Source organism: Arthrobacter sp. ISL-5, assembly GCF_018613835.1.
Taxonomy (GTDB): Bacteria; Actinomycetota; Actinomycetes; order Actinomycetales; family Micrococcaceae; genus Arthrobacter.
In genome coordinates, this window is the sequence record NZ_JAGGPM010000049.1 from 18,764 (window position 1) to 28,151 (window position 9,388).

The window sequence follows — 9,388 nt, forward strand, 5'->3', positions numbered from 1 at the left end:
AAACCCGATGAGTTCCCAGCGATGAGTGCGCAACGATGACAACTTTGTTGCGCTCTGCAATGGACCTTTCAGCTGCACTCGCGGCGGAGGTCCGCAGTAAGAAGTAGACGGTTCGTGCCTGGCTCGGTGCGGACCGAGACAGGAGAAATGTGGCCAAGGTCCGCGTACATGAGCTTGCTAAAGAGCTCGGTATTACTTCCAAAGATGCAGTAACCAAACTGCAGGAACTGGGCGAATTCGTTCGCTCTGCCTCTTCCACCATTGAGGCCCCCGTTGTGCGGAAACTCCGCAACGCCTTCCCCAACGCGACGGCTTCGAAGTCCGAAGCACCCGCAGCCGCGCCACAAGCGCCGGCCAAGGCGGCAGAATCACGTCCCGCTCCGGCTCCCGGTCCCGCTGCCCCCAAGGCTGCGGCACCCGCTCCGGCACCGGCAGCCAAGGCTGAAGCCCCGGCCGCGCCTGCAGCACCTGCTGCTCCCGCCGCCGCTGCTCCGGCAGCTCCTTCCGCCAGCGCTCCCGCAGCACCGTCGACCGGCGCCAAGCCCGGCGCGCGCCCGGCACCGAAGGCTGAAGCTCCGGCTGCACCGGCAGCACGCCAGGGCGGTTCGGCTCCGCGTCCCGGTGGTCCCCGCCCCGGCAACAACCCCTTCGCCACGTCCCAGGGCATGCCCCGCGGCCGTGGGGGCGACGGAGAACGTCCGCCGCGCCCGGGAAACAACCCGTTTGCAACATCCCAGGGCATGCCCCGTGGTGGCAGCCGCACTGACGGCGACCGCCCCGGCGGCCCCCGTCCCGCAGCAGGCGCCGGCGGTCCGCGTCCCGGTGCTCCCCGTCCGGCAGGCGCCGGCGGTGCCCGTCCGGCAGGCGCCGGCGGTGCCCGTCCGGCAGCAGGCGCCGGCGGTCCGCGTCCCGGTGCTCCCCGTCCGGCAGGCGCTGGCGGAAACCGTCCTACGCCTGGCATGATGCCGAACCGCACTGAGCGTCCCGCACCGGCCGGTGCAGGGCGTCCGGGCGGCGGCGGACGCGGTCCGGGTCGTCCCGGCGGTGCTCCCGGAACCGGTGCTCCCGGCGCCGGTGGCGGTGCTCCGGCCGGCGGTGGCTTCGGCAAGGGCGGCCGCGGTCGCGGCGGAACCCAGGGTGCGTTCGGTAAGGGCGGCGCAGGCCGTGGCAAGCAGCGCAAGTCGAAGCGCGCAAAGCGCCAGGAGCTTGAACAGATGAGCGCCCCGTCGCTGGGTGGCGTGAGCGTACCCCGCGGCGACGGCAACACCGTAGTCCGGCTTCGCCGTGGCTCGTCCATCACGGACTTCGCCGACAAGATCGAGGCGAACCCCGCGGCACTGGTGACCGTGCTCTTCCACCTTGGTGAGATGGCAACGGCTACCCAGTCGCTGGATGAGGAAACCTTCGCACTGCTCGGCGAGGAGCTTGGTTACAAGCTTCAGGTCGTTTCGCCGGAGGACGAGGAGCGCGAGCTGCTCAGCACCTTCGACATCGACTTCGACGCCGAGCTTGAAGCGGAAGGCGACGAAGACCTTGAGGCCCGTCCTCCGGTAGTCACCGTTATGGGTCACGTTGACCACGGTAAGACCCGACTGCTTGATGCCATCCGCAAGTCCGACGTCATGGCGGGCGAGCACGGCGGCATCACGCAGCACATCGGTGCCTACCAGGTCACGCACAACCACGAAGAGGTTGATCGCAAGATCACCTTCATTGATACTCCGGGCCACGAGGCGTTCACCGCCATGCGTGCCCGTGGTGCTAAGGTCACCGACATCGCCATCCTGGTGGTCGCAGCGGACGACGGCGTTATGCCGCAGACCGTTGAAGCCCTCAACCACGCCCAGGCGGCCAACGTGCCGATCGTCGTGGCCGTGAACAAGATCGACAAGGAAGGCGCCAACCCGGACAAGGTCCGCGGCCAGCTGACCGAGTACGGCCTGGTTCCGGAAGAATACGGTGGCGACACCATGTTCGTGGAGGTCTCTGCCCGCCAGAACCTGAACATCGACGAGCTGCTCGGCGCGGTCCTGCTTACCGCAGACGCCGCCCTGGATATGCGCGCCAACCCGAACAAGGACGCCCGCGGTATCGCGATTGAAGCCAACCTGGACAAGGGCCGCGGTTCCGTGGCCACCGTCCTGGTGCAGTCCGGCACCCTGAAGGTCGGCGACACGATTGTTGCGGGAACGGCCCACGGCCGCGTCCGTGCGATGTTCGACGACGACGGCAGCGCCCTGACCGAGGCCGGCCCGTCCCGCCCCGTTCAGGTGCTGGGTCTGTCCAACGTGCCGCGCGCCGGTGACACCTTCTTCGTGACTGCTGACGAGCGCACTGCCCGCCAGATCGCCGAGAAGCGTGAAGCAGCCGACCGCAACGCCGCCCTGGCCAAGCGCCGCAAGCGCATCAGCCTGGAAGACTTCGACCAGGCCGTCGCCGAAGGCAAGATCGACACCCTCAACCTCATCCTCAAGGGTGACGTTTCCGGTGCCGTGGAAGCCCTCGAAGACGCGCTGCTCAAGATCGACGTCGGCGAGGGTGTCCAGCTCCGCGTTATCCACCGCGGTGTCGGTGCGATCACGCAGAACGACGTCAACCTGGCAACGGTCGACAGCGCCGTCATCATCGGCTTCAACGTCAAGCCCGCCGAGCGTGTTGCCGAACTGGCAGACCGCGAAGGCGTGGACATGCGCTTCTACTCCGTCATCTACGCAGCAATTGATGACATTGAGATGGCCCTCAAGGGCATGCTCAAGCCGGAGTACGAAGAGGTCCAGCTTGGTACCGCCGAGGTCCGCGAGGTGTTCCGTTCATCCAAGTTCGGCAACATTGCAGGCTCGATCGTCCGCTCCGGTGTTATCCGGCGCAACGCCAAGGCCCGCATCAGCCGCGACGGCAAGATCATCGGTGACAACCTCACCGTTGAGACGCTCAAGCGCTTCAAGGACGACGCCACCGAGGTCCGCACGGACTTCGAGTGTGGTATCGGGCTTGGCTCGTACAACGACATCACCGAAGGCGACATCATCGAGACCTTCGAGATGCGCGAGAAGCCGCGCGTCTAGGTTGTCCTAGCGTTACAGGTGCGGGGCCGTTGGATTTTTTCCGGCGGCCCCGCCCCTTCGCATGTGGCAATTATTCGAACTTGTGTACGCGAGCCGCTAACGCGCCGTCGTACATCCAAATATTTAGGAGTGGAAATGGCTGATCCGGCACGCGCTGCCAAGTTGGCGCAGCGGATTAAGGTTGTTGTTGCAGAGGCCCTGGGCCGGAAGGTCAAGGATCCGCGGCTTGAGGGCATTACTGTCACCGATGCCCGCGTGACCAATGACCTGCAGCATGCCACGATCTACTACACCGTGTTCGGCGACCAGGCCGTGCAGGCCGATGCTGCCAAGGGCCTGGAGAAGGCCAAGGGTGTGCTGCGGCAGGAGGTGGGCCGGAACATCACCGTCCGCCTGACTCCCACGCTGGAGTTCGTGGCGGACCAGATCCCCGTGAACGCCTCCAACCTGGAGGAACTGCTCCGGGCAGCGAAGAAGCGCGACGCCGAGGTGGCTGCCCTGGCCGAGAACGCCAAGCACGCGGGCGATGCCGATCCTTACAAGAGCGACATTCCCGAGGACGTGGAAATCGACGAAGACGACTTCGACGAAGAGGACATCGATCTCAGCGCCGACGACGCAATCGACGAGGACCGGAACAAGTAACGTTCGGCTCGAGCTGCAGTCACTTCTATGGTGCGGCCGGATCCACTGGATCCGGCCGCACCATTTTCTTAATCGTGCTCCAGTGGTCCGGTCACAACGTGCCCGTCCGGTGCTTTGTTCGCTTCCGGAAGTGAATTGACCGTGGCGTACAGGGTTTCGCCCCGGACATCCACGTCTGCCGTGAGCACGCCGGGGAGGACAACGCTCTGCGTGCCCGAGTCGGCAGAAAGCCTGAGCACTCCCTCGCCGAAGAGGGAGGCGACGTAGACATTTCCGTCATGGTCCATGTCCAGGCCGGTGGGTGACATCACGTCGTCGGCAAACAGCTTCACCTGGCCGTTGTCCGGATCGACCGTGAACACCGCGCCGCGGGCGCCCAAGGCCGGATCTTCCGGTCCGCCCGGGAGCACCGCCACATACAGCCAGCCGTCCGGTCCGCGTTTGACGTCGGTGGGCACAGACTCGAACTCATACGTGTGGCCGGCAATGCAGCCCGGGAGCTTCAGTGCTGTCGCTTCTTCGGCAGTGAAGCGGTGGGGCCGGGACGGCAGCACGGCCACGGTTTTGGCCTCGCCGGTCGCCACGTCCACGGAAACGATGCTGTTGGCTCCCGCATCGGCCACGTAGATGGTGCCGCCGTACACATCGATTCCATACGGATGCGAATCGACATGGCCCTTGTATGAGGCTTCAACCTCCGGGGGCAACTGGGCCGCGCAGGCGCCGGGAAGGTCCCGGAACCCGTAGCTGGTGCCGCCGTCGGCGTTTTCCTTTGTCTCCAGGGCGGCAAGATCGCCGAAAGTGCGCTGCTTGCCGTCGGCATCAATGCTGCGGAGATGCCCGGCCATCGCTCTCGGATCCATCGGCCCGGCCCCTTGGCTTTCCGCCAGATAGATGGTCTCGCCGCGCCGGTCGGTGCCGGCAACGTCCCAAGCTGAGTTCTCGTAGACCACGGAGCTCGCACCGTCCGGGGCGATCTGCGTCAGCCTGCCGGCAAATTCTTCACTGACCAGGACGGACCCGTCAGGTCCGTCGCTGAGGTGGAGCGGAGTCAGCAGGCCTTTGGCGAGCACGGCTGCTGCCTGTGTCGTCGGGGCACCGGCGTTCGGGCACCGGTGTTCGGGTCACCAGCGGCCTGGCCGGCCGGAGCGAAGGACACGAGAAGCGAGGCAGCGGCGACGGCCGCCACAAATGATCGTTGATTTTTCATGCTGTCTCCAATGTCATTGGTGATCATCCAGAGCATTGAGACCGTTGGTTGGGCCCGGAATACAGGGTTCCCCCGACGCGGGCATTTTAATCCCGCGGGACCCGGGCTGTCGATGGGCTCAGCAAACGAACCACGTCGGGCCGCGGAAGTACCCGGGTGCTGGCTATGATCAGATCATGCTTGCGCAACCTTCAGCTGCAGATGTCGTGGAGTACCTGAATGAGGCTGTGGCCTTGGCGGAACGGAATGTGGCCGCCGGCGGAGGGCCGTTCGGTGCCATCGTGGTTACGGCCGACGGCACCGTCCATGAAGGGGTCAACCGGGTCACCCGGGACAACGATCCCACCGCCCACGCCGAAGTGGTGGCCATCCGGACGGCGGCCGCCGAATCAGGCAATTTCGATCTGAGCGGTGCGGTCCTCTATGCCAGCTGCGAACCCTGCCCGCTCTGCCTGTCGGCGGCGCTGTGGGCCCGCATCGGCCGTGTCTACTTCGCGGCGGACCGGCACGGCGCGGCAGCGGCGGGGTTCGACGACGCAGTGTTCTACGAGTACTTCGGAGGCACCCGGCCGGAACTGCTTCCGGTCAGCCACACGCCGGTTCCGACGTCGGACGCCCCCTTCGAAGCCTGGCGCAGCAACGCGGAACGCACCGATTACTGATCCGGCTGGCCGTCCGTGCCGGTTGCTGGTGATACGCCGGCGGTCGCCGGCGCCCTGGCGGGGAGCCTGCCCACGCCCTCCACGAGGTCGGCCTGGCTGGCGCACAGGGCTACGCGGATCCAGCCCTCGCCAATTGACCCGAAGGCCGTGCCGGGGGCAAACGAAACGCCGGACTCGGCGAGGAACTGCTGCACCCATGCCCGGACATTTCCGCCGCTCACATGCGAGACGTCAGCCCAGAGATAGAACGCCCCCTGCGCGCTGAGGAACGGGATGCCCTTTGACGTCAGGATGGCTGACGCCGCGTCACGGTTGGCGCGGTAGTGCGAACGGGCGTGAGCCACGTAGTCCTGCGGTCCGGTCAGGGCCGCGAGCGCCGCATATTGGGACGGCGAGGCCACGCAGGAGACGATCGCCTCCATCACGTTGTTCATCCGCTGCTCAAGTCCGGGCGGGCAGACGAGGGCGCCGATCCGGAGCCCGGTCAGGCCGTAGGTCTTGGACAGCGTCAGCGACGTGAACACCCGCGCTTCGCCCGGCACGGCGCTGTCGAAACGGGCCGGACTCACGTGCGGAACGTCGTAGGTGAATGCCTCGTAGCATTCATCTGAAATGATCCACAGGTCGTGCCGCCGGGCCAGTTCCACGAGCCGGCGTGTGAGGTCCTCGCCCAGCACGGCACCGAGCGGGTTCGACGGCGAATTGAGCATGAGGACCCGGGTCCGCTCCGTGATGAGTGCTTCGATGTCCTCGATCCGGGGCTGGAAGTCCTGTGCGGGATACAGGGGATATCCCACCGGCACGGCGTGGAGCAGCCGGCTGGTCATGGCGAACGTGGGATAGCCGGGATTGGGGATCAGAATTTCGTCCCCCGGAGCGAGCAGCAGGCTCATCGCAAAGTGCAGGCCCTGCTGGGCGCCGTCAACGATGTACACGCGGTCGGCTCCGATGTCGGCACCTGACTGTCTCGGAACCTTGCCGCGAAGGCTTCCCGCAGTGCGGGGATCCCGGCGTTCGGTGTGTAGTTCGTCTCGTCGCGGTCCAGGCAGGCCATACCTGCCTCCAGGACGTGCCGGGGGAGGGGAAAGCCCGGTTCCCCGATGCTCAGCACCACAGCGCCCGGCGTGCGCCAGGCGGCCTCGGTGATCTCGCGGATCTGGTTCACGGGGACTTCGGCGACGTGCGCTGCAAGCTCAGGCATGACTGCCATCCTAGCCCCGTCACGCCTGCCGGCCACGGGAGCCGACGTCGCTTCGTCGGGGAGACGGCCGGAGGCCGCGGAACCGGCCGCCCGGCTGGCCCCGATATACTGGGAGGCGTGCTTTCTGGACTGGTAATAGTGGACAAGCCGCAGGGATGGACCAGCCACGATGTGGTTGGTCGGATGCGGCGGATCGCCGGTACCCGGAAAGTGGGCCATGCTGGAACGCTGGATCCCATGGCAACCGGCGTGCTCGTCGTCGGAATCAACAAGGCCACACGGCTGCTCACCTACATTGTTGGCACCTCCAAGACCTACACGGCGACCATCCGGCTCGGTGAATCCACGGTCACGGACGACGCCGAGGGAGACATCGTCAGCAGCGCCAGCGCCGCGGACCTGACCGACGACGCCATCCGCACCGGAGTGGCCGCCCTGACGGGCGAGATCCAGCAGGTGCCCAGCAGCGTCAGCGCCATCAAGGTCAACGGCGAACGGGCCTACGCCCGCGTCCGTTCCGGCGAGGACGTCAAGCTGGCGGCCAGGCCCGTGACCATCCACCGCTTCGAAGTCCATGGAATCAAGCGGGAACAGGGCGGGAATGTGGTGGACGTGGAGGTCACGGTGGAGTGCTCCTCCGGCACCTACATCCGCGCGCTGGCCCGCGACCTGGGCGATTCCCTGGGGGTCGGCGGACACCTGACGGCGCTGCGCCGGACCCATGTGGGGCCGTACTCGCTGGACCAGGCCCGGACGCTCGAGCAGCTTGCCGAAGAGCTTGAGGTCCTGGAAATGTCCCAGGCCGCCCGTGCCCTCATGCCCAACCGTGAGCTGAGCGCCGAGGAAACCACCGAGATCTCCTTCGGCCGCCGCATCGCCGCCGGCGCCCCGGCAGGCTCTGCTGGCGCAGCCACCGCGGAGCGTCCGGCGGCCGCGTTCGCGCCCGACGGTTCACTCGTGGCGCTGCTGGCGGACACCGGAAATTTCGCGAAGCCCGTGCTCGTGTTCGCACCGGGAACCGGCGGGCAGGCCACTCGTGAACAAAACACGGGCGCATCGAATACCGGCGGGCAGGCCGGATAGCCTTGGACGCATATTTCTACATCATTCTGGGCGTCGGACTCCTGTCCACCATCATCTGCGTGGTGGCCGGCATCCTGAAGAAGGCCCCCAACGATGTCACCATCCTGTCGGTGGCCGCCGTCGAACTGGCCTTGCTGGTCTACCTGGTCGGTTCGATCGTCCGGGTCATCGCCGGGGAACGCATCGCGGGGGAGGCCTGGGAATTCTGGGGCTACCTGGTCACCGCCCTCCTGCTGCCCCTCGCCGCGGTGTACTGGTCCATCCTGGAGCGGACCCGCTGGAGCAACTTTGTCCTGGCCGCCGTCGGAGTGACCGCCCTGGTGATGGCCGCCCGAATGAACCAGATCTGGTACTGAAGTGGAAGAAGCACGCAACGTGACAGCTACGTCCTCCGAACACACGGCCAAGAAGCCGGCTGACACCCGGAACACCGGACCGGGCCGCCTCCTCATCGCCGTCTACGCCGTCTTTGCCATTTCGGCCACGGCACGCGCCGGCTACCAGATTCTTACCAAGTTCTCCGAGGCCCCGCTGGCTTACGTGCTGTCGGCTTTCGCCGCCCTCGTGTACGTCGTGGCCACGGTGTCGCTGGCGAAAGCCGGACGGACCTGGTTCAAGGTGTCCGTCATTGCCGTGTTGGTGGAACTCATCGGGGTGCTCGTCGTCGGGGCGCTCAGCATTTTCGACGCCGTCCAGTTCCCGCACGAAACCGTGTGGTCCTTGTTCGGGCGCGGCTACGCCTTCATCCCGCTCATCCTGCCCGTGCTCGGCCTGATCTGGCTCTACCGCCGGCGGCCGGCGCCGCTCGAGGCATAACGCCGGGCCCAATTTCTGCCGATTTTCCGGGCGCGACGCAGCGGGCCGGCGTGCCCGCTGCACGGGCGCCTAAACTGTCAGACCCCTCTGGCAGAGTGTCCATATGGAAGCCATTGGGGAAGGCGCAAGCAGTACGGCGGCACGGGCAGCAATGCCGGGCCGCCGTACTTCGCCGTTGCGCAGCGTCCCCGATTCGCGCGCTATTGCTCTGGGTGCCGCCGTTGCGGGCGGCCTGCGCATCGTACCCGCCGTGGCGGACGCTTCTGCGTCCGACGGCGGGGCTGCCGCCGGCTTTGGTCCGACCGGCGGGGATGCCTTCGCCGGCGGGGATGCCTTCGCCGCGGGCGGGGATGCCACGACTATGGGGGCAACCGACAGCCTCAAACGCTGCCTGGTGCTGCTGGGGGCAGCGGTCGAATCCGCGCCCGGTGAGCTGGCCCTGGCCGGTTTCCCGGCCGCCGCGGAGTTCGCCGGGCTGGCCGAGGAGATCTCCCGCGGGGCCGAGTACCTGCAGTTGCTGGGCGCGGCCGCGGTGGACCGGACCCGCACCGAGGCGATCAGCGCCGCCGGATCCGCGAGCAAAGCCGCGGGCTGGACCACCGGCTGGGGCACAGGCACGGACGACGGCACCGAAGCCGCTGCTGCCTCCGGCTCCGCTGCCACTTCCGCATCGGTCTCCGTCCTGGTCCCGGCGGTGTCGCCGGCC

The 9,388-nt window shown here is 66.9% G+C and carries 7 protein-coding genes and 2 pseudogenes; 7 read left to right on the forward strand and 2 right to left on the reverse strand.

What is annotated here, in order from left to right; all coding sequences use genetic code 11:
* Positions 1-149 precede the first annotated feature (149 nt).
* Both infB and rbfA read left to right on the forward strand, forming a co-directional pair.
* Positions 150-3,065, forward strand: coding sequence for a translation initiation factor IF-2 (gene infB / locus J7I89_RS23290; RefSeq protein WP_214975471.1), 2,916 nt, complete (start codon positions 150-152; stop codon positions 3,063-3,065).
* Positions 3,066-3,200: 135 nt separating this feature from the next.
* Positions 3,201-3,710, forward strand: a complete 510-nt coding sequence (gene rbfA / locus J7I89_RS23295; RefSeq protein WP_214975473.1) for a 30S ribosome-binding factor RbfA — start codon at positions 3,201-3,203, stop codon at positions 3,708-3,710.
* Between the two features lie 68 nt (positions 3,711-3,778).
* Here rbfA and J7I89_RS23300 read toward each other — a convergent pair whose 3' ends face one another.
* The gene (locus J7I89_RS23300; RefSeq protein WP_214975475.1) at positions 3,779-4,783 is read right to left on the reverse strand and encodes a ScyD/ScyE family protein; all 1,005 of its coding nucleotides are present in this window, start codon (positions 4,781-4,783) and stop codon (positions 3,779-3,781) included.
* Positions 4,784-5,096: 313 nt separating this feature from the next.
* Between J7I89_RS23300 and J7I89_RS23305 the strand changes: the two genes are divergently transcribed.
* Entirely contained in the window at positions 5,097-5,582 is a 486-nt protein-coding gene (locus tag J7I89_RS23305; RefSeq protein WP_214975477.1) for a nucleoside deaminase, read from the forward strand.
* On the opposite strand, the pseudogene J7I89_RS23310 reads toward J7I89_RS23305, so the two are convergent.
* Positions 5,576-6,783: pseudogene (locus tag J7I89_RS23310) on the reverse strand (pyridoxal phosphate-dependent aminotransferase). The gene J7I89_RS23305 and the pseudogene J7I89_RS23310 sit on opposite strands and share 7 nt — an antisense overlap.
* Positions 6,784-6,900: 117 nt before the next feature.
* Here J7I89_RS23310 and truB point away from each other — a divergent pair.
* The 4 genes and pseudogenes from truB to J7I89_RS23330 all read left to right on the forward strand — a co-directional run.
* A complete protein-coding gene (truB, locus tag J7I89_RS23315; protein ID WP_214975479.1) occupies positions 6,901-7,866 on the forward strand; it encodes a tRNA pseudouridine(55) synthase TruB in 966 nt (321 codons plus the stop codon).
* 2 nt (positions 7,867-7,868) lie between these two features.
* On the forward strand, positions 7,869-8,222 hold the full coding sequence (locus J7I89_RS23320) for a hypothetical protein (protein WP_214975481.1): 354 nt from the start codon (positions 7,869-7,871) through the stop codon (positions 8,220-8,222).
* Position 8,223: 1 nt separating this feature from the next.
* On the forward strand, positions 8,224-8,682 hold the full coding sequence (locus tag J7I89_RS23325) for a hypothetical protein (RefSeq protein WP_214975483.1): 459 nt from the start codon (positions 8,224-8,226) through the stop codon (positions 8,680-8,682).
* Between the two features lie 103 nt (positions 8,683-8,785).
* A pseudogene (locus tag J7I89_RS23330) lies at positions 8,786-9,388 on the forward strand (HNH endonuclease); the annotation flags it as partial.